At 74.4% G+C, this 25,132-nt stretch carries 23 protein-coding genes; 8 read left to right on the forward strand and 15 right to left on the reverse strand.

Translation table 11 applies throughout. From position 1 onward, the window contains the following. Positions 1-70 precede the first annotated feature (70 nt). The gene (locus COO58_RS20400; protein ID WP_098746778.1) at positions 71-652 is read right to left on the reverse strand and encodes a flavoprotein; all 582 of its coding nucleotides are present in this window, start codon (positions 650-652) and stop codon (positions 71-73) included. A gap of 16 nt (positions 653-668) precedes the next feature. Next, complete coding sequence (locus tag COO58_RS20405) at positions 669-1,898, reverse strand: helix-turn-helix domain-containing protein (protein ID WP_091572735.1); 1,230 nt, start codon at positions 1,896-1,898, stop codon at positions 669-671. Positions 1,899-2,115: 217 nt separating this feature from the next. Between COO58_RS20405 and COO58_RS20410 the strand changes: the two genes are divergently transcribed. Continuing rightward, entirely contained in the window at positions 2,116-2,787 is a 672-nt protein-coding gene (locus tag COO58_RS20410; RefSeq protein WP_091572730.1) for a bifunctional DNA primase/polymerase, read from the forward strand. A gap of 264 nt (positions 2,788-3,051) precedes the next feature. On the opposite strand, the gene COO58_RS20420 is transcribed toward COO58_RS20410, so the two are convergent. From COO58_RS20420 to COO58_RS20440, 5 genes are read right to left on the reverse strand one after another with little or no spacing between them, the layout of a single operon-like run. Continuing rightward, positions 3,052-3,777 carry an FAD:protein FMN transferase gene (locus COO58_RS20420; RefSeq protein WP_098747332.1) on the reverse strand — a complete coding sequence of 242 codons (726 nt, stop codon included), beginning with the start codon at positions 3,775-3,777 and terminating at the stop codon, positions 3,052-3,054. Between the two features lie 46 nt (positions 3,778-3,823). Beyond that, positions 3,824-4,420: an FMN-binding protein gene (locus tag COO58_RS20425; RefSeq protein ID WP_098746779.1), complete on the reverse strand. Its 597-nt coding sequence runs from the start codon at positions 4,418-4,420 to the stop codon at positions 3,824-3,826. 14 nt (positions 4,421-4,434) lie between these two features. Beyond that, positions 4,435-5,850: a ferric reductase-like transmembrane domain-containing protein gene (locus COO58_RS20430; protein ID WP_091572721.1), complete on the reverse strand. Its 1,416-nt coding sequence runs from the start codon at positions 5,848-5,850 to the stop codon at positions 4,435-4,437. After that, a complete protein-coding gene (locus tag COO58_RS20435) occupies positions 5,847-7,220 on the reverse strand; it encodes a DUF1501 domain-containing protein (protein WP_255292757.1) in 1,374 nt (457 codons plus the stop codon). The genes COO58_RS20430 and COO58_RS20435 overlap by 4 nt, the downstream gene beginning before the upstream one ends. Before the next feature lie 14 nt (positions 7,221-7,234). Beyond that, positions 7,235-9,310, reverse strand: coding sequence for a DUF1800 domain-containing protein (locus COO58_RS20440; protein ID WP_098746782.1), 2,076 nt, complete (start codon positions 9,308-9,310; stop codon positions 7,235-7,237). A gap of 574 nt (positions 9,311-9,884) precedes the next feature. Here COO58_RS20440 and COO58_RS20445 point away from each other — a divergent pair. Further along, positions 9,885-10,142, forward strand: a complete 258-nt coding sequence (locus COO58_RS20445; protein ID WP_091572710.1) for a DUF3040 domain-containing protein — start codon at positions 9,885-9,887, stop codon at positions 10,140-10,142. A gap of 51 nt (positions 10,143-10,193) precedes the next feature. Here COO58_RS20445 and COO58_RS20450 read toward each other — a convergent pair whose 3' ends face one another. Both COO58_RS20450 and COO58_RS20455 read right to left on the reverse strand, forming a co-directional pair. Beyond that, positions 10,194-11,297: an SWIM zinc finger family protein gene (locus COO58_RS20450; RefSeq protein WP_098746784.1), complete on the reverse strand. Its 1,104-nt coding sequence runs from the start codon at positions 11,295-11,297 to the stop codon at positions 10,194-10,196. Then, positions 11,294-14,524, reverse strand: a complete 3,231-nt coding sequence (locus tag COO58_RS20455; RefSeq protein ID WP_098746785.1) for a DEAD/DEAH box helicase — start codon at positions 14,522-14,524, stop codon at positions 11,294-11,296. Before COO58_RS20455 ends, COO58_RS20450 begins: the two co-directional genes overlap by 4 nt. A gap of 65 nt (positions 14,525-14,589) precedes the next feature. On the opposite strand from COO58_RS20455, the gene COO58_RS20460 reads away from it, so the two are divergent. Beyond that, positions 14,590-15,450, forward strand: a complete 861-nt coding sequence (locus tag COO58_RS20460; protein WP_091572697.1) for a carbohydrate kinase family protein — start codon at positions 14,590-14,592, stop codon at positions 15,448-15,450. 3 nt (positions 15,451-15,453) lie between these two features. Here COO58_RS20460 and COO58_RS20465 read toward each other — a convergent pair whose 3' ends face one another. Then, a complete protein-coding gene (locus tag COO58_RS20465; protein ID WP_098746787.1) occupies positions 15,454-15,975 on the reverse strand; it encodes a DinB family protein in 522 nt (173 codons plus the stop codon). A gap of 83 nt (positions 15,976-16,058) precedes the next feature. Between COO58_RS20465 and COO58_RS20470 the strand changes: the two genes are divergently transcribed. Continuing rightward, on the forward strand, positions 16,059-16,265 hold the full coding sequence (locus tag COO58_RS20470; RefSeq protein ID WP_091572688.1) for a hypothetical protein: 207 nt from the start codon (positions 16,059-16,061) through the stop codon (positions 16,263-16,265). A gap of 10 nt (positions 16,266-16,275) precedes the next feature. On the opposite strand, the gene COO58_RS20475 is transcribed toward COO58_RS20470, so the two are convergent. Continuing rightward, positions 16,276-17,421, reverse strand: coding sequence for a polysaccharide pyruvyl transferase family protein (locus COO58_RS20475; RefSeq protein WP_091572684.1), 1,146 nt, complete (start codon positions 17,419-17,421; stop codon positions 16,276-16,278). Between the two features lie 92 nt (positions 17,422-17,513). Further along, on the reverse strand, positions 17,514-18,092 hold the full coding sequence (locus COO58_RS20480) for a TetR/AcrR family transcriptional regulator (RefSeq protein ID WP_091572680.1): 579 nt from the start codon (positions 18,090-18,092) through the stop codon (positions 17,514-17,516). 64 nt (positions 18,093-18,156) lie between these two features. On the opposite strand from COO58_RS20480, the gene COO58_RS20485 reads away from it, so the two are divergent. The 4 genes from COO58_RS20485 to COO58_RS20500 all read left to right on the forward strand — a co-directional run bounded on the left by COO58_RS20485 (position 18,157) and on the right by COO58_RS20500 (position 21,914). Continuing rightward, positions 18,157-18,753, forward strand: coding sequence for a dihydrofolate reductase family protein (locus COO58_RS20485; protein ID WP_176558922.1), 597 nt, complete (start codon positions 18,157-18,159; stop codon positions 18,751-18,753). A 122-nt stretch (positions 18,754-18,875) separates the two neighbouring features. Next, positions 18,876-19,823 carry a phosphotransferase family protein gene (locus COO58_RS20490; RefSeq protein ID WP_098746788.1) on the forward strand — a complete coding sequence of 316 codons (948 nt, stop codon included), beginning with the start codon at positions 18,876-18,878 and terminating at the stop codon, positions 19,821-19,823. Between the two features lie 119 nt (positions 19,824-19,942). Further along, on the forward strand, positions 19,943-20,413 hold the full coding sequence (locus COO58_RS20495) for a MarR family winged helix-turn-helix transcriptional regulator (RefSeq protein WP_369700217.1): 471 nt from the start codon (positions 19,943-19,945) through the stop codon (positions 20,411-20,413). 73 nt (positions 20,414-20,486) lie between these two features. Beyond that, entirely contained in the window at positions 20,487-21,914 is a 1,428-nt protein-coding gene (locus COO58_RS20500) for an MFS transporter (RefSeq protein ID WP_098746791.1), read from the forward strand. A gap of 23 nt (positions 21,915-21,937) precedes the next feature. On the opposite strand, the gene COO58_RS20505 is transcribed toward COO58_RS20500, so the two are convergent. The 3 genes from COO58_RS20505 to COO58_RS20515 all read right to left on the reverse strand — a co-directional run bounded on the left by COO58_RS20505 (position 21,938) and on the right by COO58_RS20515 (position 25,122). After that, complete coding sequence (locus tag COO58_RS20505) at positions 21,938-22,735, reverse strand: alpha/beta fold hydrolase (RefSeq protein ID WP_098746793.1); 798 nt, start codon at positions 22,733-22,735, stop codon at positions 21,938-21,940. Between the two features lie 82 nt (positions 22,736-22,817). Beyond that, positions 22,818-24,308 carry an NCS2 family permease gene (locus COO58_RS20510; protein WP_098746795.1) on the reverse strand — a complete coding sequence of 497 codons (1,491 nt, stop codon included), beginning with the start codon at positions 24,306-24,308 and terminating at the stop codon, positions 22,818-22,820. 229 nt (positions 24,309-24,537) lie between these two features. Then, complete coding sequence (locus COO58_RS20515) at positions 24,538-25,122, reverse strand: helix-turn-helix domain-containing protein (protein WP_091572654.1); 585 nt, start codon at positions 25,120-25,122, stop codon at positions 24,538-24,540. Between the last annotated feature and the right edge of the window lie 10 nt (positions 25,123-25,132).

Genomic DNA, 25,132 nt, shown 5'->3' on the forward strand with positions numbered 1-25,132 from the left:
GTCCGGCCGGGGACACGCCCACCGCGGTGGCGCGGGGCCGTCGGACGTCGACGGGCCCCGCGCCCACCCGTCAGCCGACCGGGGCGACCGGCCGCGCCGCGCCGTCCAGGGCGGCCAGGCCGGCGTCCCAGGGGAAGGCGTCCAGGTGCCGCTCACCGGTGCCCGGCGGGTGCAGGCGGACGACGTGGTCGCCGAAGACCACCCGCACGCCCCACTCGCCGAGGCGGGCCAGGCTCGCCCGGAACGCCGGGTGCCCGGCCATCGCCTCGTTGGTGTACGGGACGGCCGCGATCGGCACGCCGAGGCCCTGCGCCTCGACCAGCAGGCCGAGCGCCAGCGTGTCGGTGATGCCCACCGCCCACTTGTTGACCGTGTTGACCGTCGCCGGACAGACCAGGATCGCGTCGGCCGGGGGCAGCACGTCCGGGTCGCCCGGGTTCTTGTAGTGCGTCCGGACCGGGTGGCCGGTCTGCCGGGCCAGCGCCGTCCGGTCGACGAACTTCGCGCCGTCCGGCGTGGTGACCACACAGACCGTCCAGCCGTCCCGCTGGGCGAGGTCGACCAGCCGGCCGACGTGACGGGCCAGCGGCGAGCCGCAGGCGATGACGTAGAGCACCCGGCGGTGCCCGTTGCTGGTGTGCGGACCGCTCATCCGACCCGACCCGCGCTCATACTCCTACTCCCATGTGCTCAGCCAACTCCGCGATGGGCGGAGGCGGCGCACCCCGTGTGCGACGGAGCACGTCCGACATCACCTCGTGGGCGATGGGCCGGCAACGGATCTCGGAGGGCGCGAGCCGGTCGCCCCGCAGCAGCATGTCGCCGGCGTTGGCGACGTCGCCGATCTGGGCGTAGCCCCGGGCCAGGTCGAGCAGGTGGTGCGCGCGCCGCTCGGGCAGCAGCGCGTTGAACGCGGGCTCGGCCAGCCGGTGGTGCGTCTCCACGGCCCGGCCGCCGTCGCCCAGTTCGACGGCCGCGGCGGCCCGGTGCAGCTCCAGGTTGGTCGGGCCGAACGACGTCCAGTAGTGGTTGTGGTCGGCGCCGAGCAGGGTGGCCGCCTCCCCCGCGCCGGTGAGCAGGTCGTCGACCGTCGCCGAGTCGCCGATCCGGGCGGCGGCCATCGCGCCCTGGAGCAGCAGCATGCCGTAGACGGACAGGCGCTCGGGCCGGACGTCGTTGTCGCCGCCGGGGGCGAGCCGGTTGGCGATCCGCACGTTGAGCTCGAGCGCCGGGCGGGGGCGGCCCATCGCGACGAGGGCGTTGCAGACCCGGGTGGTGGCGATGCCGGCGAGCAGCGGGTCGTCGGCCCGCTGGGCCACCGCCATGGACCGGTCTGCGGCCAGCCAGGCCAGGTCGCACTCGCCGAGCTTGCGCAGCACCGAGGAGGCGATCTGGTAGACCTGCCCGAGCAGGTGGGCGGCCTCCCGGGCCTGGTCGTCGCCGCCGTAGCCGGCGTCGGCCGCCTGGGCGTCGCGCAGCAGCTTGGGCAGCGCGCGGGTGAGCATGCCGTAGCGGCCGTACTGGTAGGTGAGCCAGGCGTGGTTGACCGCCTTGTGCATGTCGGCCAGCGGCGGCGGGTAGGGCGCGGCGTCGAAGTAGGCGCTCATCGAGTCGTACCGCTCCAGGGCGGTGCGGATCTCCTCGACCTCGACCTGGTCGATGCAGTTGAGCGCGTCGGTGCGCCGCTCCGGGTCCTTGCCGTGCAGCAGTTGCACGTCGATCTGGAGAATGTCGGCGATCTCGTAGAGGACCGAGAACTTGTCCAGCCGGCGGACGCCGCGCTCCACCTTGTCCACCCAGCTCTTGGACTTGCCGAGCCGGTCGGCGAAGACCTGCTGGGACATCTTGCGGCGACTCCGCCAGTACGCCACCCGCCGGCCTATGGGTAGTTCGTCCATCCCTGCTCCCTCCCCCTCACGGCGCCGGCCGGTCCCCCCACGTCCATCAGGTTTGCCCTGGTCGCACAGGTTGTGCGTCAGCCGTCCAGCCAATTCTCGTAGTTTTCGTGCAAGTTGCACCGGCCGTTCGTCAGCTCAACGAACGTGGGTTACGGCAGTGACGGCTTTCGACGTGTGGCATGTGGACGGTTCGGCGGGGCGAGAGGGGATGGCACACATGTGGGGGAACGTCCGACCGCGCGTCGCTCACCTGTCGCCGCTGGAGCGGGTCCGGCTGCGCCGGGTCGCCGTCCGGTACGCGCTGCACGGTTGGCCGGTCACCCCGGGCGCCTGCCTGGCCAACAGCCGCTTCGTCTGCGGGCGGGCCGGCTGTCCCACGGTGGGCTGCCACCCCGCCCTGGAGGACTGGGAGCGCGCGGCCAGCGCCGACCCGGCCCGGGTGGCCACCTGGTGGCGGGACCGCCCGCACGGGGTGCTGCTGCCCACCGGACACGCGTTCGACGTGCTGGAGGTCGCCGCCCACCTCGGCCGGCGGGTGCTGGACACGGTCGCCACCCACCCGGCCGGTCTCGGCGTACGAGGGCCGGTGCTGGTCACCCCGACCGGCCGCTGGATGTTCCTGGTCCGCCCCGGCGACCCGCTCCGGCCGGAGCTGGAACACTGCTTCCACGTGGTGCGGCACGGCCCCGGCTCGTGGATCCCGGCGCCGCCGACCCGGCTGCCGGAGGGGACCGTGCGCTGGGCGGTCGCGCCGGAGCAGGCCCGGTGGCAGCTCCCCGACTCCTACCTGGTGCAGAACGCGCTGATCGCCGCGTTACGGGCCGCCGGGGTGACGCTCACCCCGGACCTGCTCCCCGGCCACCTCCCCCTGCCTCGCCGAGGCCGCTGAGCCGGGACAACTGCCCGACAGCGACCTCCCCGGCACCGCACTCGTTGAGCCTGCCGAGGGCGCGCACGCGCCAGAGCGGGGGTTTGACGATGTCCAGGGACGACGCGGCCCGCCACACCGGCGGCACCGAGCCACCGCGGCACCGCCGCCGCCCCCACCCGTGGGGCTTCACCCGCCCCCGAGGCGCCCGCCCCGGCCGCCCCCGACCGCCGGGCTCCCGCCCCGCCATCCTCCACCGCCCCCTCCGCTGAGCCCCCGTCCCCGTCAGGGGGTCACCGGGAGGGTGCGGGAGTGGAGGAGGCGGGCGGTGTCGGTGACAACGGCGTGCTGCCAGGGGGTCGGTAGGCGGTCCAGCCAGGCGATGCCGGGTTCACCCATGGCGACGGCGGCGGTGGCGTAGGCGTCCGCCAGCCCCAGGTCCGGGCCGACCACGGTGACCGAGCGCAGTCCGACCGCGGGCGTCCCCCGGCGCGGGTCGACCACGTGGTGACCGCGCTCGTAGACCCCGGACGTGGCGACTGCGAGGTCGGTGCCGGTCAGCACCAGGCAGGTCGCCGCCGGGTCCCAGGGATGCCGCACGCCGATCCGCCACGGCTCACCGGTGGCCGTGTGGCCGCGTGCCCGCACGTCACCGCCGGCGTTCACGCAGTGGTTCGGGGCGCCGGCGGCCAGCAGCCGGTCCGACGCCACCTGCGCCGCCCAGCCCTTGACGTAGCCGGACGGGTCCAGCCGCCCGGTCGCGTACGCGTCGAAGAAGCCGTCAGTGGCGGTCCACAGGTCGGCGCAGCACTCGAGCACGGCCCGCAGGTGGTCGGAGGCGTCGGCCAACGCCAACTCGCCCCGGTCCAGCCGGCACACCTCGCTGTCGTCCCGGTAGGTGCTGAACCGCGCGTCCACCTCGCGCAGCCAGTCGAACGTGTCCTCGGCCAACTCGTGCAGGACGGCGGCGGGCAGTTCGTCGGCCAGGTCGAGGCTGATCGCCGTACCCATGATCTGCTCGACCCGACGCAGCCCGGGCCGACCGGCGGCGGCCAAACTAGGCCTTGTCGATCGCGGACTGGAGCGACTGCTTGTAGGCGGTGCTGGTGTAGGTGGCGCCGGAGACGGTGCTCAGGTTCGCGCTCTGCTTCGCCACCACCTCACCCGAGCTGCCGCTGTAGCGCGCCTGCACGTCGTCGCTGCGCTGACCGGACTGCCCGCCCAGCGGCATGCCGATCGCGGTGGCGTCGACGATCCGGCTGCCGCTCAGCGTGATCTTCACCTGGAGCGAACCGTACTCGTAGCTGACCGACCGGCCGGTCACCGTGCGGGTGGTGGGCGCGGGCGCCTTGGTGGTGGTCCTCGGCGCGGCCGGGGCGCTGCTGGTCCGGGTGCCGCCCCGGCTGGCCGGCTTCCGGTCGGCGGAGGGCTTGGCGCTGGGCTTCGCCGACGCGCTCGGCGCGGCCGAGGGTGTCACCGCGCCGGGCGCGGTGGGGGTCGGCCCGCCGGGCGCGGGCGAGCCGCCCGGGGCGGCCGGGGCCAGCGCGGCCGGCAGGTCCTGGGCGGCCTGACCGGTGCCCGGGGCGCCCTTGAGCACCACCAGCGCGGTGGTGCCGGCGGCCAGGCCGGTGATCGCGAGGAGCGCGCGACGCATGGGTGGTGCCTCTCTTACAGCTCGAACGCGGTGAGGTGGATCTGGCGGCGGGGCACGCCGGCGGCGCGCAACGCCCTGACGGCCTCGTCGACCAGGCCGCCGGGGCCGCACAGGTAGACGTCGCGCCGGGTCAGGTCGGGCACCAGCCGGCGCAGGCCCTCGGGGTTCATCACCTGCCGGGGGCCGGGGTCGTCGCGGCGGCCGACCACGTACCAGACCGAGGTCTGCCGGGCCTGGGCCAGCCAGTCCAGCTCCCGGTGCAGCAGCACGTCGGCCGGGGTGCGGGCGCGGTAGATCAACGCCGCGCCGGGCGGCAGCTCCTCCAGCATCGCCCGCAGCGGCGCGATGCCGCTGCCGCCGGCGATGAGCAGGGCCCGCTCGCGGGTGCGGTGCGCGGCGGTGAACGTGCCGGACGGGCCCTCGGCCCACACCCGGGTGCCCGGGGTGAGGTCGCGCAGCTCGGCGGTGTGGCCGCCGACGACCTTCACGGTGAGCCGCAGCCAGCGGCCGTTCGCCGCCGCCGAGACGGAGAACGGGTGCGACTGCCACCAGCAGCCGGGGTTGAGGAACCGCCAGCGGAAATACTGGCCGCCCAGCATGTCGATCTGGTTGAGCCGGTGCCCGGTCAGGTAGATCGAGACGGTGTCCGGGCTCTCCGCCACCACGTCGGCCACCCGCAGCCGGTGCCGCAGGTTGAACACCAGCGGCGCGACCATCCGGCCCCACACCAGCGCGGCCACCACCAGCAGGTACGCGGCGATCCAGCCGGTGCGCACCGGCCCGGGCTCGTAGAGCTGGGCGCCGTTGCTGAACTGGTGCGCGTACCCGAGCAGCAGCGTGAGGTAGCTGGTCAGGTGCAGCACGTACCAGAGCTCGTAGGGCAGCCGGCGGCGTACGCCACGCACCGCGGTGACCCCGACCGCCACCATGACGCCGGCGGCCACGAACGCGGAGACCATGTCCTCGTAGTCGGTCAGCAGCGCGCCGACCTCGCCGAGGACCGAGTTCTTCTCCTGCCGGGCGTAGCCCACCACCAGCAGCGCCATGTGGGTGAGCACCGCCACCAGGAGGGTGGCGCCGAGGTCCCGGTGCAGCCGGGAGATCCGCTCCCCGCCGAGCGTGCGTTCCAGCACGCCGAGCCGGCTCATCATCAGCACCTGCGCCAGCAGCAGGTAGCCGGCGACCAGGCCGGTGACCCGACCGCCGGCGGTGAGCACGTCGGCGGTGTCGGTCAGCGAGCCGGCCGGGGTGTCCAGCCACCACGGCAGGACCGCGGCGGCCAGGCCGAGCCAGAACACCACCGCCAGCGCACGCCGGCCGCCGGGCCCGCGGCGCGGCCGGCCCGGCGGTACGGGAGCAGCCGGACGGCCGCCGTACGGGGCGGAGTGCCCGGTACGGCGGCCGGCGGCGCGGGTGTCCTGATACGTCACGCGTACATCTTGATCGGGGTGAACTTCTGTCGGGGGAAGACCTTGTCCACCTGGGCGGCGGTCAGGCCGAACCGGCCCTGCGCCACCGACCCGTAGACGTTGAACATGTTGTTGTACTCCGGCACGTCGCCGCTGTCCAGCTTGTCCAGGCCGTTCCAGGCGCCGAGCAGCGACCCGGCGAGCTTGCGCCCGGACAGCACGGTGACCACGCCGCCGTGCCCGTGGTCGGTGCCGCCGCCGTTCGAGCCGACCCGGCGGCCGAACTCGCTGGACACCATGATCGTCACGTCCGACGCCCGGTCGCCCAGGTCGGTGAAGAACGCGGCCATGGCGTTGGCCAGCTCGTTGAGCCGACGCCAGAGCTGGCCGCCCTGGCTGGTGCCCTGGTTCTCGTGGGTGTCGTAGCCGCCCATGCCGACGGTGGCCACCCGCACGTTCGCCCCGCCCTTGATGAGCTGGGCGAGCTGCTGGAACGCGTTGCCGACGCCCTCGTACTTGACCCCGGCGGCGGCGGTGTACGGCTTGGCGGCGAGCTTCTGGGCGGTGGCCAGCGCGCCCATCCCCTCGAGGACCGACTCCTCCACCGGGTGGTTGATCCCGGTGAACAGGCCTCGGATCGCCTTCTCGGTGGCGGCGCGGTACTTGTCGTCGCCGTTGAGCCGCAGCTCCCCCACGCTGTTGAGGGAGATCGCGCCGTTCACGCCGACCAGCGAGCGGGGCAGCGTGCTGCCGATGCCGACGCTGCGGAACGCGGTGCCCTTGCCCAGCGTGTCGACCAGGCTGTCCAGCCAGCCCCGGCCACCGGTCTCACCGGGCAGGCCGCCCAGGTTGCAGGCGTCGGCGGCCTGGAAGTGGCTGCGCGACAGCCGCGGGTCGGAGACCGCCGGCACGAAGCCGAGCTGGCCGGCCTTGAGCCACTTGTCCAGCGGGGCGAACGCGCTGGTCAGCTTGAAGCCACGGCCCAGGGCCAGCGAGTCGTTGCCGAGCAGCAGGTCGGGCCGGGCCTTGGCGAGCACCGGGTCGTCGGCCGGCGCGACCAGGCTGAGCCCGTCCAGCCCGCCGTAGAGGAAGACGTGGATCAGGGTGCCGGTCTTGGTCGCCGCGAACGACGCCGAGGTGGTGACGAACTGCGCGGTGGCCAGCGCGGTCGCGGTGGCCGCGGCGCCGGCGACGAAGGTACGCCGGGTGACGCCCCGGCCGTCCTGCTGGGCCTCCTCGACCTCCTCCAGGCTGCGGTACCGGTCGGCCTCGGCCGCGTTCTCGGCCGCGACGATGTCGGCCTCGGCGCGCAGCAGCGCCTCGGCCGGGTTGTCGGCCAGCCGCCGCAGGTCGGGGCATTCGGGGTGCAGGGGGTACGGGTTCACGGTCATCTCCATCGAATGCCTCACCGGAGGTGGTGCTGGGGGGACGCGAGGATCGTCCGCGCGACCGCGGCGATGGCCCCGTTGAAGGTGGCGTCGACCTTGGTGCTCTCGGTGACCCCGGCCACGGCGAGCACGAGCTTCTTCTCCTTGGCGCTCAGCTTCTGGTGCACGAGCTTCTGCGCCAGCGCGTCCACGTACGCCCCGGCGGTCGCCGGCGGCTTCGCCACCAGCTTCTCCGGCTTGACGTAGGTGAACTGCTTGCGCCAGCCACCGAGCAGGTCGCCGGCCTCGTTCCAGCCGTCGATCATGGTGCCGGCCGAGGTCCACGCCAGGTAGACGTCGGCGTAACCGTCGGGGGTGGGCTTACCCATCGGGTACTGGCCCAGCTCGCGCATCTTGTCCTGGATCTGCCGCAGGCCCTGGGCGAACGGCGTACGCCGCTTGTCGCCCTCGAACCCGGCGGTCGCGTCCGGGCCCACGCCCAGCGACCGGTACGTGGCGACCAGGTACTCCATCGGCCGGCGCACCTTCTGGCCGACGGCGGCCCAGAACTCCGACGAGCTGAACAGCGTCGCCAGCACCGGGCGGATGTTGCCCTTGTTGGTGGTGTACGCCTTCGCCAGCCGGTCCACGATCGACTTCGGCGGCGTGTCGGAGACGAACCGGGTGGCCAGGTTCTGGGCCACGTACTTCGCGGTCGACGGGTGCAGCGCGATGTACCGGATGTACGAGTCGATCACCTTGTCGGCGACCTTCGGGTCGCTCGAGTTGTTGGCGTGGGTGAACCCGAGGATCTTCACCTTGCCGACGTAGTGCCGGTCGGCGAAGAACATGTACTTGCCGTCGGCGACGCCCCGGCCGGTCTGCAGCATCGCGGCCTGCCGCACGTCCTTCTCGGTGTAGCCGCCGTCGACGCCGACCGAGTACAGCTCCAGGTTCTCCCGGGCCAGGTTCTCGTTGATCGCGTCCTTGCGCGAGTCGACCTGGTTCAGGTAGAGCAGCAGTGCCGGGTGCTTGTTCGCGGCGACCAGCATGTCCGGGTAGCTGCCCAGCGCGTGCTTGCGGATGACGTCGCGGTCGAACGCGTTGCGGTAGTTCTCCCCGCCGTCGAAGTCGGCCGCCACGTGCAGGAAGTCGTTCCAGAAGTCGACCATCACCTCGAAGAGCTGGCGGTCGGACCAGATCTGCCGGGCGATGGTGGCGTCCACCGTCTCCCGGGCCGGGTCGACGCCGCGCTCGTTGAGCTGCTCGCGCTGGTCCCGCAGCTGGGTCGGGCTCAGCTTGAGCGAGGGCAGCTCGGCCAGCTTCAGCTCGCCCTTGGTCGGGGCGATCTTCTCCGGCTCCAACTGCTGGCGCAGCCAGTCGTCGATGCCGAGCCGCTTGATGTCGGCGATCACCTTGGACGTCGGGCCGAAGGTGGTCCGGCGGGCCAGGTGGGTGATCGGGTCCTTGGCGAGCACCGTCTTCACGGTCACCTCGGTCGCCTCGGCGGCCGCCGCCGGGCTGCCGAACAGGCGGCCACCGGCCGGGGCGTTGCGCTTGAGCGCCGCACCGGCCCGCGAGCCCATGTAGCTCTCGTTCTGCTCGGTGTAGGTCCGCACGGTGCTGGGCTGCTGGCCGCTGGGCCGGGCCGTGGTGCCGTCGGTGGTCACCGTGCCGGTGGCGTCACCCGCCGCCTCGTCGGTGAACAGGCCACGGATCTGCGGGGACAGGGCCAGGGCGGCGCCGCCGGCGACCACCGCCGCGCCGCCCAGGGTCGCCAGGGCGCGGCGCCGGCCGCTTCGCGGCGCGTCCGCACCGTCGTCGTCCAGGCTGGGCAGTCCCGGTCCGGGCGGCGGGCCGTACCCGCCGGCGGGCTGGGCGTAGCCACCGGGCGCGGGCTGGGCGTAGCCACCGGGCGCGTGGCCGGCGGGGGCGAAGCCGTTCGGCCCCACCCACTGCGGTCCCGCGCCGGACTGCGGCGCCGGGGCGGGGTGGCCGCCGGCGTACGGCGCGGCGGAGTCCAAATCGCGGTACCCGTCCGGATGGGGGTGCTGGTATCCGTCCCAGCCGCGGTCGTCCCGGGGTCGACGCGGTGGCACGTTCAGGTCGGCCATGTACCTATCCCGTTTTCTTCGAGCGCCGGCACGCCGGCCACCCGGGGGTTGGGTGGCGGAGGGGCGGCGACGGTTGCCGGAGAGTTGCTACGGGAAAGTAGCCAGCGCTCCCCGGCCGCTCAAGGCGCGCCGGAAGCGCCCGTGCGCGCACTTAAGACGGTGCTCAGGCCGACTGCAAGAGGCCGGGCACCCCGACGCCACCCGCCGACCGTCCGGAGCAGGGGCTACCCGGGCGCCGACCGCCCGGACGTGACGTTTCGACCCGACGCGACGCTGCCGGCCGCGTTCACCACCTCACGCAAACTTAAGGTAGGGATAAGCCTGCGCTGAGGTCCCGGACATCCGGACTGCTGGACAGCCGGACGACGATTTTTGGGCGATATACCGCCTGGTCATATCTATGACTCAGCGGTATATCGCACTTTGCGGCGTCGTCGTCCCGGCCGCGACCGGCCACCGGGCCGTGTGTGCACCCGTGTCCGGCTCGTCGAAACAGGAGCAGCGGCGGCGCGTGACCGCCCTTCGATCCGGGTATGCCGCCGAACCGCTGAAGCCGTGAGGGGAAGGCACCGCCATGCTCAGCCAAGAGGATCAGCGCAGGTTCGAACAGATCACCCGCCAGCTGCGGGAGAGCGATCCGCGGTTCTTCGCCCGGTTGGACAACCGGGTCAAGGGTCGCCGGGGCCGGTACATGATGCTGCTGACGATCGTGCTGTGGGCGTCGCTGCCGGCGATGACCGTGCTGGCCGGGAGGTTGGCCGGTGCGATCTGCGCGGTGGTGCTGGTCGCCAACGCCGCCCTGATGTGGCGGTTCCGCCGCCGCCTGCTGTGAGCGTAAGGAAGGGCCCCCGCTTAACGCCTCCGGTAGAGGAGGGGCCCCCGCTTAACGCTCGGACGCGGCCTCGCCGCGACCGAACTCCCTGGGGGACGCGGCCTCGCCGCGACCGAACTCCCTGGGCGACGCGGCCTCGCCGCGACCGAACTCCCTGGGCGACGCGGCCTCGCCGCGACCGAACTCCCTGGGCGACGCGGCCTCGCCGCGACCGAACTCCCGGTACGCCCGCCGCAGCCGTTCGGCCAGGCCCGGGCCGCCGATCCCGGCGCCCGGCGGGCCGAGCTGGCGCAGCAGCAGCTCCGGCCCGGTGGCCAGGGTGGGCGGCCGGTCCGGCAACGGTGTCGGCGACAGCCAGAACCGGGCCAGTTCCTCGTCCGGCTCGACGGCCGGCAGCCCGGCCGTCGCGCGGGCGGCTCCGAGCACCGGCACCGCGCCACCGACGCCCGGCGTGCCGACGTCCGGCGTGCCGACGTCCGGCATGAGGGCGTCCGGCATGAGGGCGTCCGGCATGAGGGCATCCGGCGGGGTGTCGGCGGGGTGCGCCCCGCGCAGTGACCGCAGCCGGTCGAGCAGGTCGGCCCGGGACCGGCCGCGCCAGTGCAGCAGCTGGAACGGGTCCGCGTCGAACGCCTCGGCCAGCAGGTAGAACGTGGCCGCCAGGTGCTTGCACGGCACCGCGAAGTCGGGGCAGCCGCAGCGCTGCGCCAACTCGCCCACCCGCTCGGGGAACAACGGCGCGCCCGCCTCGGCGAACACCCTTTCCAACTCGGCCGGCAGGTCGCCGGCGAGCAGCCGGGCGCTGAAGAACGCCTGCCCGGCCAGCTCCGCCTCGATCCGCCGCCACACCTCCTCCGGATAGGCGGCCAGCCCGATCCGCACCGGGTACGGCGTCGGCCGGGACCCCTGCACCTCGGCGGTGACCTCCCCGGGCGAGACGTCCAACCGGAGCACCTGCCCCCGGCGCGCGTACGCCCGGCCCCGGGTGAGCCGGGAGCCGAGCGCGAACGACTCCAGCACCTCCAGGAAGCGGCGCGACCACCAGGACTGCCCGATCGCGCCCCGGGTGCTGCGGGCCCGCAGGCCGCCCTCGACCCGCAGCGGCGGCCCGTACTCGTCGAACCGGCGGGCCGGCCGGTCGTCCGGTGTGGTCACTCGACCACCGCCCCGGACTCCAACGTGAACAGCTCCCGCAGCGTCGCGGTGGACAGCTCGGTGACCCACTGCTCCCCGCTGCCCACCACCGACCGCGCCAGGCTGCGCTTGTCGGCGATCATCGCGGCCACCTTCTCCTCCACCGTGCCGGCGCAGACGAACTTGCGGACCTGGACGCGACGGCGCTGTCCGATCCGGAACGCCCGGTCGGTGGCCTGGTCCTCGACCGCCGGGTTCCACCACCGGTCCACGTGCACCACGTGGTTGGCGGCGGTGAGCGTCAGGCCGGTGCCGCCGGCCTTGAGGGAGAGCACGAACAGCGGCGGCCCGTCCGGGGACTGGAACCGGGTCACCATCGCGTCCCGTTCGGCCTTGCCGACGCCGCCGTGCAGCAGCAGCACCTCCCGGCCGGTACGCGCCGACAGGTGCCCGCGCAGCATGCCGCCGAACTCGGCGTACTGGGTGAACAGCAGCGCCTTCTCTCCCGCCGCGAGCACCTCGTCGACGATCTCGTCGAGGCGTTCCAGCTTGCCGGAGCGGCCGACCAGCGCGGACCCGTCGTGCAGCAGCTGGGCGGGATGGTTGCAGACCTGCTTGAGCCGGGTCATGGTGGCCAGCACCAGCCCCCGGCGCTCGATCCCGTCGCTGGACTCGATCTTCGCCATCATGTCGTCGACCACGGCCCGGTAGAGCGCGGCCTGCTCGGCGGTGAGGTTGCAGACCACCTCCATCTCCAGTTTCTCCGGCAGGTCCGTGATGATCGACGGGTCGGTCTTGAGCCGGCGCAGCACGAACGGGCCGGTGATCCGGCGCAGCCGCTCGGCCACCTCGGCGTCCCCGTGCCGCTCGATCGGCTCGGCGAAGCGCTTGCGGAACGTCGCCGCCGGGCCGAGCAGACCCGGATTCGCGAACTGCATGATGGACCAGAGGTCGGCGAGCCGGTTCTCCACCGGCGTACCGGTGACCGCGACCCGGTGCCGCGCGGGCAGCGACCGGACCGCCTCGGCCTGCCGGGTCGCGGCGTTCTTGATCGCCTGCGCCTCGTCCACCACCACGCGGTGCCAGTCGACGCCGGCCAGCTCGAACGCGTCCCGGGCGGCCACCGAGTACGTGGTGAGCACCAGGTCCGCCTCCCGCACGGCGTCCGCGAAGCCGTCGCCCCGGGCGCGTTCGGCGCCGTGGTGCACGTGCACCCGCAGGCCGGGCGCGAACTTCGCCGCCTCCCGCTGCCAGTTGCCGACCAGCGACATCGGGCAGACCAGCAGCGTCGGCCCGACCTCCGGCGGGTCGCCGGCGAGCAGCGCGAGCAGCTGCACGGTCTTGCCTAGGCCCATGTCGTCGGCGAGGATCCCGCCCAACCCGAGCGACTGGAGGAAGGCCAGCCAGGCCAGCCCGCGCCGCTGGTAGGGCCGCAGCGTCCCGGCGAAGCCCGGCGGCGGGTCGGCCGGGGTGAGCCGCCGCTCCGCCTCGCCGGCCAGCAGCTCGCCCAGCGCCCCGTCGGCGACCACGTCGAGCACCGGCAGCTCACCGGCCCGGTCGTCGCCGGAGAGCCCCATCCGCAGCAGGTCCGCCACGGTCAGCTCGCCCGAGGAGCGGAGCAGCCGGAGCCCGGCCTCCAGGCGCTGCGCGTCCAGCTCGACCCACCGGCCGCGCAGCCGGACCAGCGGCGACTTCAGGTCGGCCAGCGAGGCCAGCTCCTCGGCGGTCAACGGCTGGTCGCCGAGCGCCACCTCCCAGCGGTAGTCGACGAGCGCGTCCAGCCCGAGGCCGCCGGTGGTGGTGGCCACCGCGCCGGGAGCGGTGCGGCTGCGCGCCCGCAGCCGCGCGCCGAGCCGGGACGAGGAACGCCGCCACCAGGACGGCAGCAGCACCCCGAACCCGGCCGCGTGCAGCACTGGCGCGCCCTCGCGCAGGAACCGGTGCGCGCCCTCGGCGTCCAGCTCCATTCCCTCGGGGGCGGCGGAGCGCAGCGCGGCCTCCAGCTCCGGCCAGAGCCGGCTGGCCCGGCCCAGCTCGGCCAGCAGCGTCTCCTGCGGGTCCACGCCCCGTGCGGCGAGCGCGGGCGCGGGTCGCTGCCAGATGTGCCCGGCGTCGACCACCAGCCCCGGCTCGTCGGCCGGGTGCAGGCCGAACTCCACCCGCCAGGTGGCACCCTCGACCAGTTCGGCGACCGGATCGACGGCCGGTTCGACCAGGCGGAACGTGCCCCGTACCGCGCCGCCGGCGGCGTCGCGCTGCCACGCGTCCAGCTCGGCCCGCAGCGTCTCCAGCGCGGCCGGCTCGGCGGGAAAGGCGCGCTCCGGGCCGGTGAGCGCGGCCAGCCAGCGCGGCACCGGCCCGCCGGGGCGCATCCCCCGGTGCAGCCGGGTGTCGGCCAGGGCCACCCGCGCGGCGGCGTCGACCAACGCGTCCAGCGCCTCCGCGACCAGCTCCCCCGCCCCCGCACCGGCTGCGGTGGGCGCACCCGCGGCCTCCGGCTGCCACTCGCGGGCCGCCCGCGTCGCCGGGGGCAGGGCCAGTGCCAGGTCGCGGGCCCACGCCGCGTCGGTGCCGGTGAGCAGCGGCCGCCAGACCGCGAGCGCGGTCGCCACGTCGGTCTCGGCCACCACCCGCAGCCCTCGCCCGCCCCCGGTCCGGACCGCCGCCGACGCATGCCGTCCGGGCGCCGACCCGCCCGGGGCCGCGAGCGCCGTCGACAGCGGCCCGCCGGGAACCGCGCCGCCCGGCCCGTCGGCCCGTCGGCCGGACGCCGGCCGCCCACCCCCGGGGTACGCGTCGACGACGCCCGGCAGCACCCGACCCCGCGTCACCAGGTCGGCGGCGAAGTCGGCCAGCTCACCCAGGTGGCGCAGGCTCGCCCCGACCGGGCCGGGCCACCCCGCGCGCAGCAGCGCGTACGCGTCGTCCGGGGCGTACGCCAGGGCGGGCACCCGCCAGCCGGCGCGGGTGACCGGGCCGCGGACCGGCTCCTCGACGGCGGCCCGGACCAGTTCGGGCGAGTCGACCGGCGAGCCGGCGCGGGTGGGCAGGCCGAGCAGGACGGAGACCGGCTCGCCCGGCGGCCCGTCGAGCGCGGCGGCGAGCGTGGCGTGGTCGGCGGCGAACGGGTGCGGTCGTTCGCGCGGCACGCGGCCGGGTCGGCGGGGCGCCCGGGCCGGCAGCGTGCCGTCCTCGGCCCACAGGGCGAGCCCGGCGCCGGGCAGCCACAGCCCGTGGATGACCAGCACGTGCTTTCCCCCTCGACGACGCCCGGGGCCAGGATAGGCGGCCGGTCGGCGTTATCGTCGGCGCCATGGTCGACCTCCTCGTGATCGGCGGACTCGGCGTGGACGTCCGCGCCCGGGTGCCCGCCCTGCCGCTGCCCGCCGCCGACTCGCTGACCGTGCCCCCGGTCGAGCTGCGGATCGGCAACACCGGCGCCGGGGTGGCCCTGGCCGCGCACGCGCTCGGCCTCCGGGTGACGCTCGTCGACGTGCTGGGCGCCGACCCGGCCGGCGACGTGGTCCGGGCGGCGCTGGCCCGTACCTCGGTGCGGACCGTGCTGGTCGACGCGCCCGCCGGCACCCGCCGTTCGGTGAACCTGGTCGACCCGGCGGGCCGGCGGATGTCGCTCTACGACCCGCGGCCCTGGTCCGGTCCGGCGCCGTTCCCGCCGGCGGAGCTGGCGGCGCTGGTCGCCGGCGCGGCCCACGTGCACGTGTCGATCATGGACTGGGCCCGGGACGCGCTGCCGGTGCTGCGCGCCGCCACCTCCCTCTCCACCGACCTGCACGACTGGGACGGCGACAACGACTACCACCGGCCCTTCGCCGAGGCCGCCGACCTGGTGTTCGTCAGCGACGTCAAGCTGGGCGAGCGGGCCGGCAAGGAGGCGGCCGCGCTGGCGCCGCGCACGGTCCTGGTCACCGGTGGCTCCGCCGGCGCGACGCTGTACGCCCCGGACGCCCCGCCGGCACACGTGCCCGCGGCCGAGCCGCCGGCGCCGGTGGTGGACACCAACGGCGCCGGAGACGCCTTCGCCGCCGGCCTGATCGCGGCCCGGCTGCGCGGCGCCGCCCCGCTCGACGCGGCCCGCTACGCCGCCCGGGTGGCCGCCGCGGCGTGCACCCACGACGGGATGGAGTATCCGGACGGGCTGCTCCCGAGGCGCTGAGCCTCAGATCGCGCCGGTCTCGCCGTCGGTCAGCTCGCGCAGGATGTCGGCGTGGCCGGCGTGCCGGGCGGTCTCCTCGATCAGGTGGACCAGCACCCAGCGCAGCGACACCTCGCCGAGCTGCGGGTGCGGCACCACATGGTCGAGGTCGAACCGGGCGGCGATGGCCCGGGACCGGTCGCAGGCCGCCTCGTAGGCCACGGTGAGCGCCTCGACCGTGTCGGCCGGGCCGAGCGTGAAGCTGGCGTCGGCCTCCTCCTGCGAGGTCAGGTAGACGTCGCCCGGCTCGGGGGCGAACAACCGGCCGAACCAGTTGCCCTCGACCAGGGTCAGGTGCTTGAGCAGCCCGGCCAGGGTGGTCAGCGAGGGCACCAGGCGCCGGCGGGCGTCGGCGTCGGCGAGGCCGCGTGCCTTGCGCAGCACGGTGGCGCGGTGGAAGTCGAGGAACGCGTCGAGGATCGCCCGTTCGTCGCCCGTGCGGGCGAGGACCGGACCGAGTGCCGGGTCGATCGTCGAGTTCGCCATCCCCGGACCCTAGTCGCCACCGTGGCCCGCCCGCTGCCCCGTGATCCGCTGCGCGCCCCGGCCGGCCGGGGCAGGATGGGCGCATGGCTTCCTCGGTGCACATCCCCCTGGTGGGCGGCACGGCCGACGGCGAGACCGTCACCGTCGAGCTGGACAGCAACGGCCGCCCGCCGCTGACCCACCACCACCTCGGGCCGGGCGGGTTGGCGGAGGCGCAGATCTACGAGCTGGAGTCGGATGACCGGCCGGACCACGAGTGGGTCTACACCTGGCGCGGCCCGGCGGTCTGACCGGACCCGGTCAGGCCGCCGGGGTCAACGCCCGGGCCCGGATGCTGTCCAGCACGCTGCGGGTCACCTGCGAGGTGCCCCGCGCCTGGTCGCACACCTCGGCCACCCGCCGGGCGGTCTCGTCGGCCCGGGCCGCCCGCTCGTCCCACAGCCGGTCCACCTCGGCCAGCAACGGGCCCTCCACCTCCCGTTCCACGCCACGCAGCGCCGGTACGCCGAGCCGCTGGGCCAGGTCGAAGACCTTGCCGGCGTACGGCAGCGGCAGGAACGGCGTGTTCATCATGGCGGCGAAGATCAGGAAGTGCAGCCGCATGCCGACCGCCAGGTCGAAGTGGCGCATCAGGCCGAGGATCTGCGCCGGCCGGTAGTCGCCGTGCAGGATCCGGCCCCGGTCGGCGGCGATCATGTGCGACAGCACCCCGTGCGAGTGCCGGATGTCGTCGCGCTCCATCGGCACGAAGAGGACGTACGCGTCGATCCGGTGCACCAGGAAGTCGCCGATCTGGGCGAGCAGCCGGTGGTAGCCGTCGACGTCGAGCCGTTCCGCGGCGCGGCCCGGTTCCCGCACGCTCAGGCCGACGAGCCGGGCACCGGCCGGCACGCCCTCCTCGCGCAGCCACTGCGCCGGGAACTCCTCGGGTTCCAGCAGGAACGCCGGGTCGGCGGTCACGGTGATCGGGTTGACCAGGCCGGCCTCCTCCAGCACCATCCGCGACTCCTGGTCGCGGACGGTCACCTCGACCGCCTGCGCCAGCGTCTCGCGCACCATGCCGGTGTCCATGCCGTCGGTGAGCGGGCCGACGCCGACCGCGTAGGTGAGCAGGGGCAGCCCACGTTCCTGGGCGACCCGGACCACCCGCAGGTAGCGCCGGGCCTCCTTGTCGTAGAGGATGCCGCCGCCGCCCAGGATGAGCAGGTCGAGCTGATTGAGCACCTGGGAGGAGTCGACCCGGCTGACGCCCTCCCACGGCACCGCCTCGACGTCGGGGTGCGCCAGCGCGGTGTGCGCCGGGTTGCGGGAGAAGACGATGATCCGCGCGTTCGGCTCGTGCTGGCGCAGGTCGGCCAGGAGACCCGTGAGGATCGCCTCGTCGCCGAGGTTGCGACCGCCGTACGAACCGAGCACGCCGATGGTCAGTCCGGTGCGATCCGGCATCCGTTGCTCCTTCCCGGGGACCGTCCCGGCCCGCGTTCCCGCTGGCCGGGCCGGGATAACTTGCCGGGTCGGCGCTGGGCCGGCGACGGCGCTCAGTCGGGGGCGGCTCCCACCAGACGGGAGACGAGGGTGGAGACCACCTGGTCGGGGTCGAATCCGGCGTCGATCGAGGTGGTGAGCAGGTCGAGCAGGAGCCCGTCGACGGCATAGTGCAGCAGCGCGATCTCGTACGCCCCGCCGGGCAGGCCGGCGGCGACGTGGAAGGCGACGTCGTCGGCGTACCCCCGGCGGAGCACGCCGCCGAGCGCGGCCCGCAGCTCGGGCCGGCGGGCCGCCTCCAGCCGCAGCTCGATCAGGGCCCGGGTGAGGTCGGGCTCGCGGGTGGTGCGCGCGACGATGTCGCGCAGGTAGTCGGTCATCAGCGCGAGCGACGGCTCCCGGCGCCCCAGGTCGGCCAGCACCGCCGGGTCGGGCGCGATCCGGTCGAAGATCCGTTCGGCCAGGCCGGCGAGCAGCGCCGCCCGGGACGGGAAGTAGTTGGAGGTCGTGCCGGTCGGCACGCCCGCCTGGGCGTCGACCGCCCGGTGGGTCAGTCCGCGCGCGCCGGCGGCGGCGAGGACCGTCAGGCCGGCGTCGGCGAGCTGGGTACGGCGTTGCGGGTTCCGGGCCACGCGAACACAGTAGCAACAACCACGACAGGTGTTGTACATTCGCCACCTAACCACGACAGCCGTCGTGGAATACCCGGACATCGGAGTCGGTTTGCGTAAGCTCGTGTACTTCGTCGCCAGCACCCTCGACGGCTTCATCGCCGCCCCCGACGGGTCCTTCGACTTCCTTCCGCTGGAGCCCGACGTCGCTCCCTACCTGGTCTCCGAGTGGCCGCAGACGCTGCCCACGTTCGCCCACGCCCAGCTCGGAGTCGACTCGCCGCCCGCCGGCCGGTTCGACACCGTCCTGATGGGACGCGCGACCTACGAGCCCGGCCTGACGCTCGGCTTCCCCAGCCCCTACGACCACCTGACGCAGTACGTCTTCAGCCGCTCCCTCGCCCCGGCCGACCATCCGGACGTGCGGATCGTCGCCGGTGACCCGGTGCCGTTCGTCCGCGAGCTGAAGGCGCGGCCCGGGGCCGACATCTGGCTCTGCGGCGGCGGCCAGCTCGCCGGCCAACTCCTGGACGAGGTCGACGAGCTGGTGGTCAAGCTCAACCCGGTCGTCGTCGGCAGCGGCATCCCGCTGGTGGACCGGGGCTTCTCGCCGAGCCGGTTCACGCTCACCGCCACGCGCCCGTTCGACAGCGGCGTGGTGGTGCTGCGCTACACGCGGTAAGGAGGGGCCCCTGTTAACGCATCCGGTAGAGGAAGGGCCCCTTCTTAACAGGGGGCGTTAAGAAGGGGCCCTTCCTTGCAATCCGGTTGCCGCGGCCGGCGGCGACACGTCACCGTGGGGCGGTGACCGGCCCGAGCAGGACCCGACTCCACTGGCACGAGCTGCCGGCCCACGTCCGCACAGCGATCGAGACCATTCTCGACGACCGGGTGGTGGCGGCGGAGTCGCAGCCGGGCGGCTTCTCCCCCGGCACCGCCGACCGCGTCCGCACCGCGCGCGGCGGCCGGGCCTTCGTCAAGGCGGTCAGCCCGGCGCAGAACGACCGCAGCCCCGACATGCACCGCGCCGAGGCCCGGATCGCCGCCGCCCTGCCCGCCGACGCGCCGGCACCCCGCCTGCTCGGCAGCCACGACGACGGTGACTGGATCGCGCTGGTCTTCGCCGACGTCGAGGGTCGGCACCCGGTCACCCCGTGGGACGCCGGCGAGCTGGACGCCGCGCTGTCCACGCTGGAGGCGATGGCCGCGGCACTCACCCCGGCCCCCTCCGCCGCGACCGCCACCGCCACCGAGCGGCTCGCGACCGACTTCGGCGGCTGGCGGCGGATCGCCGAGGACCCGCCCGCCGACCTGGATCCGTGGGCCCGGGCCCACCTGTCCGACCTGTGCGCCGCCGCCGACCACGGCCTCACCGCGCTGACCGGCGACACGCTCTGCCACCTCGACGTACGCGCCGACAACCTGCTGCTCGGCCCGGGCGGCACGGTGACGGTCGTCGACTGGCCCTGGGCCTGTCGCGGCCCGACCTGGCTGGACACCCTGCTCACCGTGGTCAACGTCCAGGTGTACGGCGGGCACGACCCGGACGAGCTGCTGGCCACCCGCCCGCTGACCGCGCACGTCGACCCGACCGACCTGACCGGCGTCCTGGCCGGCCTCACCGGGTTCTTCCTCGACGGCGCCCGCCAACCGCCGCCACCCGGCATCCCGACCGTCCGGGCGTTCCAGCGGTTGCAGGGCGACGCGCTGCTGCCCTGGCTGGCCCACCGGCTGGACGGGCCGGCGCACTGACGCGGGCCGCGCGCCGTCCACCGGCCGCCACGCGACCCCGCCGGTCCCCACCACGGGCACGCCGTTCCGTGCCGGATCATCCGGCACGGACCCGTCGGTACGCTGGTGTCATGACCGCCATGGGCCCGACGCGTACCACCCCGGACCTGTCCTTCCTGCTCGACCACACCAGCCACGTGCTGCGCACCCGGATGGCCGCGGCTCTGGCCGAGATCGGGTTGACCGCCCGGATGCACTGCGTACTGGTGCACGCGCTGCCCGAGGAGCGCACCCAGATCCAGCTCGCCGAGATCGGCGACATGGACAAGACCACCATGGTGGTGACCGTGGACGCGCTGGAGCAGGCCGGGCTGGCCGTCCGCCGCCCGTCGAGCACCGACCGGCGGGCGCGGATCATCGCGGTGACCGAGGAGGGCGCCCGGGTGGCCGAGCGCAGCCAGGAGATCGTCGACCGGGTGCACGCCGAGGCGTTGGCCAGTCTGCCCGACGACGAGCGGGAGGTCCTCATCCGCGCGCTGGCGCGACTGGCCGCCGACCACCTGGCCACCCCGGCGCAGAATCCCCGACCGGTACGCCGCGCACGCCAGTAGTTCTCTAAAAGATTGTCTGTAACGGAACTATCCGTTACGGTCCTCCTGTCACCCCTTCCGACAGGAGGACCCCATGTCTCGCGGCCTCGCCCTCGGCGTGCTCGCCACCGGCGCTCTGATGACCATCCTCGACGGCAGCATCGTCACCATCGCGATGCCCGCCATCCAGCGCGACCTGGACTTCACCCCGACGAGCCTCAGCTGGGTGGTCAACGCCTACCTGATCGCGTTCGGCAGCCTGCTCCTGCTCGCCGGCCGCCTCGGTGACCTGCTCGGCCGCCGCGCGATGTTCCTGGCCGGCACCGCGCTGTTCACCGCGGCCTCGGCGCTGGCCGGCGTGGCCGGCTCCCCCGCCGTGCTGGTCGCCGCCCGGTTCCTGCAGGGCGTCGGCAGCGCGGCGGCGACCGCGGTGAGCCTCGGCATCCTGGTCACGCTCTTTCCCGGCACCGCCGAGCGGGCCCGGGCGATCGCCCTGTTCAGCTTCACCGGCGCCGCCGGCGCCGCCATCGGTCAGGTCGCCGGCGGCCTGATCACCGACGCGTTCGGCTGGCACTGGATCTTCCTGATCAACCTGCCGATCGGCCTGGTCACGATCGCGCTCGCCGCCCGCACGCTGCCGGCCGACCGGGGCATCGGTCTCGCCGCCGGCGCCGACGTGGCCGGCGCGCTGCTGGTCACCGCCGGCCTGGTGACCGGCATCTACGCGGTGGTCACGATCGAGCGGTACGGGGCGACGTCCGCCCGCACCCTCGGCCTGGGCGCCCTCGCCGTCGCCCTGCTCGCCGGCTTCGTGCTGCGGCAGGCGACCGCGCGCCGGCCGCTGATGCCGCTGCGGATCCTCCACTCCCGCGGCGTCGCCGTGGCGAACGTGGTCCAGGTGCTCACCGTCGCCGCGACGTTCGCGTTCCAGGTCCTGGTCACGCTCTACCTCCAGCAGGTGCTCGGCTACGACGCCACCCGCACCGGGCTGGCCCTGCTGCCGGCGGCGGTGACGATCGGCGCGGTGTCGCTCGGCGTCTCCGCCCGGCTCAACGGACGCTTCGGCGAGCGGGCCGTGCTGGTGGCCGGGCTCGTCCTGCTCGTCGCCATGTTCGCGCTGCTGGCCCGGGTGCCGGCGGACGGGAGCTACCTCGTCGACGTGCTGCCGGTGATGCTGCTCGCCGCGGGGTTCGGTCTGGTGCTGCCGGCGCTGACCGCGCTGGGCATGTCGGCCGCCCGCGCCGAGGACGCCGGTCTGGCCTCCGGGCTGTTCAACACCACCCAGCAGCTCGGCATGGCGCTCGGTGTCGCGGTGCTGTCCACCCTGGCCGCCGCCCGCACCGCCGACCGGGTCGCGCACGGCGACGACCGGGCCACCGCGCTGACCAGCGGCTTCCACCTCGCGTTCGCGGTCGGCGCCGGGCTCGTCGTGGTCGCCGTCGTCCTCGCGTACGCGCTGCTGCGCCCGCGGGTGACGGTGGGCGCAGCCCCGGCGGAGAACGCGGACGCGCTCGCCGCCTGACCCGCCCCGGCGTGCCGCGCCGCTCAGCCGGGGGCGCGGACGGTGTGGGTGAGGAAGGGCAGCACCGCCGCCGGCAGCGCCGGCGACGCGACCACCTCCCGGTGGGTGAGCCCGGGCAGCACGGCCAGCCGGGACGCGGGACGGTCGGACCCGTCGCCGCCCGGGTCGCGGCGCCCACCGCCGAGCAGGCCGTAGAACTCGGCCACGTGGCTCGTGGGGATCGCGTCGGCGTCGGCGAAGACCAGCAGCACCGGCATCGGCAGCGCGGCCACCTCGGCCGACCAGTCGTAGTCGCGGCGCAGCAGGTCACCGCTCTTGACCCAGAGCGTGGGCCAGTCCTGCGGTCGGGGCGCGACCCGCGCGTACCGCTCGTACGCCGGGGTGCCGCGCATGCGCTCGGCGGCCCGCTCGTCGTGGGCGGACATCGCGGCCAGCGCCTCCGGATACCAGCCACGCCGCCGGCACGGCGCGGAGACCACGACGAGGCGGCGGACCAGGGTGGGGTGCTGGATCGCGGTGCGCAGCGCCACCCCGCCGCCGAGCGAGTAGCCGAGCAGGTCGACGGCGGGCAGGTCGAGCCGACGCAGCAGGGCGGCCAGGTCGTCGGCCATCGACTCGTGGCGCAGCGGCCGGTCCGCGTCGGGGGTCCGGCCGTGTCCCTGGAGGTCGACCGCGATCAGCCGCCGGCGCGCGGCCAACGCGGGCCGGACCGGCGCGAACGTCTCGGTCGAGCCGTAGCCGCCGTGCAGGAGCACCAGCGGCCGGCCGGCGCCGTGCACCTCGTACCAGACCTGCCGCCCGCCCACGTCCACGTAGCCCACCGGCTGATCGTGCCGCCGCGGGGGCGCGCTCCGGGTGCGTTTGCGGTCGCCGGGACGACCGGAAACGCACCCGACGGCGCGGTCAGCCGACGCCGGTGACGGCCTTGACCAGGTTGATGCCGAAGTAGATCACGAACGCCACGGCGACCGCCCAGAGCAGCGGGTGGATCTGGCGGCCCTTGCCCTGCGCCACCCGGATCGCCACCCAGCTGACGAAGCCGGCGCCGATGCCGTTGGTGATCGAATAGGTGAACGGCATCAGCGTCATGGTGAGGAACGCCGGCACGGCGACCCCGAGGTCGGTGAAGTCGATGTCCTTGACCTGGCGGATCATCAGCGCGCCGACCACCACCAGCGCCGGCCCGGCCGCCTCGCTGGGCACCAGCGACACCAGCGGGGTGAGCAGCAGCGCGCCGAGGAAGAGGACGCCGGTGACCACGCTGGTCAGGCCGGTCCGGCCGCCGTCGGCGATGCCGGAGGACGACTCCACGTACGTGGTGGCCGACGACGCGCTGCCGGCGCCACCGGCGACCGCGGCGACCCCGTCGACGAAGAGCACCTTGCCCAGGCGGGGCATGTCGGTGCCGTCCTCGGTGGCGAGGTTCGCCTGCTTGGCGAGCCCGACCGTGGTGCCCATGACGTCGAAGAAGTCGGCCAGCACCAGCGTGAAGACCAGCAGCAGCGCGGTCGTCAGGCCGACGTTGGCGAACGCGCCGAACGAGACGTTGCCGAGCAGGTGCAGGTCGGGCTTCTGGATCAGCGGGTCGGGCAGGGTCGGCACGTTGAGCCGCCAGCCCTCCGGGTTGGGCTTGCCGTCGACGAACGCCGGCCCCGGCTTGGCCAGCGCGTTCACGATCACCGCGACCACCGTGGTGACCACGATGCCGACCAGCACGCCGGCCTTGACCCTGCGGGCGACCAGGATGCCGGTGACCAGCAGGCCGACCACGAAGACCACGGTGGTCCAGCCGCGCAGCGTGCCGTCGCCGCCGAGCTGCACCGGAACCGTGGTGCCGGCCGCGTCCGGCACGCGCCGGACCAGGCCGCCGTCGACGAATCCGATCATGGCGATGAACAGGCCGATGCCGGCGGCGATGGCGGCCTTCAGCTCGGCCGGGATGGCCCGGAAGACGGCCTTGCGGAAGCCGGTGAGCACCAGCACGGTGATGATCAGGCCCTCGACGACCACCAGGCCCATGGCCTCGGCCCAGGACATCTGCGAGGCCACCGCGTACGCCACGAACGCGTTCAGCCCGAGGCCGGTGGCGACGGCGAACGGCACCCGGCCGACGACGCCCATCATGATCGTCATGACGGCGGCCACCAGGGCGGTGACGCCGGCGACCGGGGCGATGCCGAGCAGGTTGCCGTCGGCGTCCGGCGCGGTGCCGATGATCAGGGGGTTGAGCACCACGATGTACGCCATCGTGGCGAACGTCGTGAGCCCGGCGAGCACCTCGCGCCGCACGGTCGAGCCGCGGTGGGTGATCTCGAAGTATCGGTCGAGGCGACCCCGCGGGGCGGGTTCGGTCGGCTCCACCGGGGCAGCATGATCCTGCGTCGTCACGCTCATGGCGTGGCTTGCTCCGTTCCGGGTTGGCCCGCCGGTCGTGCCGGACGGGCGGTGGGGGTGCAGCCGTCCCGGTGCGGTTGGCCCGGAGAACGTCGGGACGGCTGGGCTCCACGGACGCCGTGAAGCACTACGAAGCCGCGTCCCGGGTCCCGGGAGCGACTTCGCGCCGCCACCCTAACCGCCGGGTAACCCCGGCCGACCTGCTGCTGAGCGCGCGGCGTGGGCAGGATCACTCGCGGGTACGGGGACGGGCGCGCAGGTGGGCGCGCTCGCCCTGGCTGCCGAAGAGGCTGAGGAACTCCACGCCCTCGGCGTCGGCGCGACCGAACCAGTGCGGCACCCGGGTGTCGAACTCGGCCGCCTCACCCGGTTCGAGCACCAGGTCGTGCTCACCGAGCACCAGGCGCAGCCGCCCGTTGAGGACGTAGACCCACTCGTACCCCTCGTGGGTCTTCGGCTCGGGCACGGCCCGGCCGCCGGCCGGGATGATCAGCTTGTACGCCTGGATGCCGCCGGGCCGGCGGGTGAGCGGCAGCATGGTCATCCCGAACGCGGCGACCGGCCGCAGGTGGATGCGCGGGTCGCCGGTGGGCGGCGCGTCGACCAGCTCGTCGAGGGTGACGCCGTGCGCCCGGGCGAGCGGGAGCAGCAGCTCCAGTGTGGGCCGGCGGCCACCGGACTCCAGCCGGGACAGGGTGCTCACCGAGATGCCGGTGGCGGCGGAGAGGTCGGCGAGCGTGGTCTCCCGCTCGCGGCGCAACGCGCGCAACCGAGGGCCGACCGCGTCGAGCGCGCCGTTGAGGTCGTCGTCCATTCCGCCAGTT

This window comes from Micromonospora sp. WMMA1996, from assembly GCF_002573675.1.
Classification (GTDB): domain Bacteria; phylum Actinomycetota; class Actinomycetes; order Mycobacteriales; family Micromonosporaceae; genus Micromonospora; species Micromonospora sediminicola.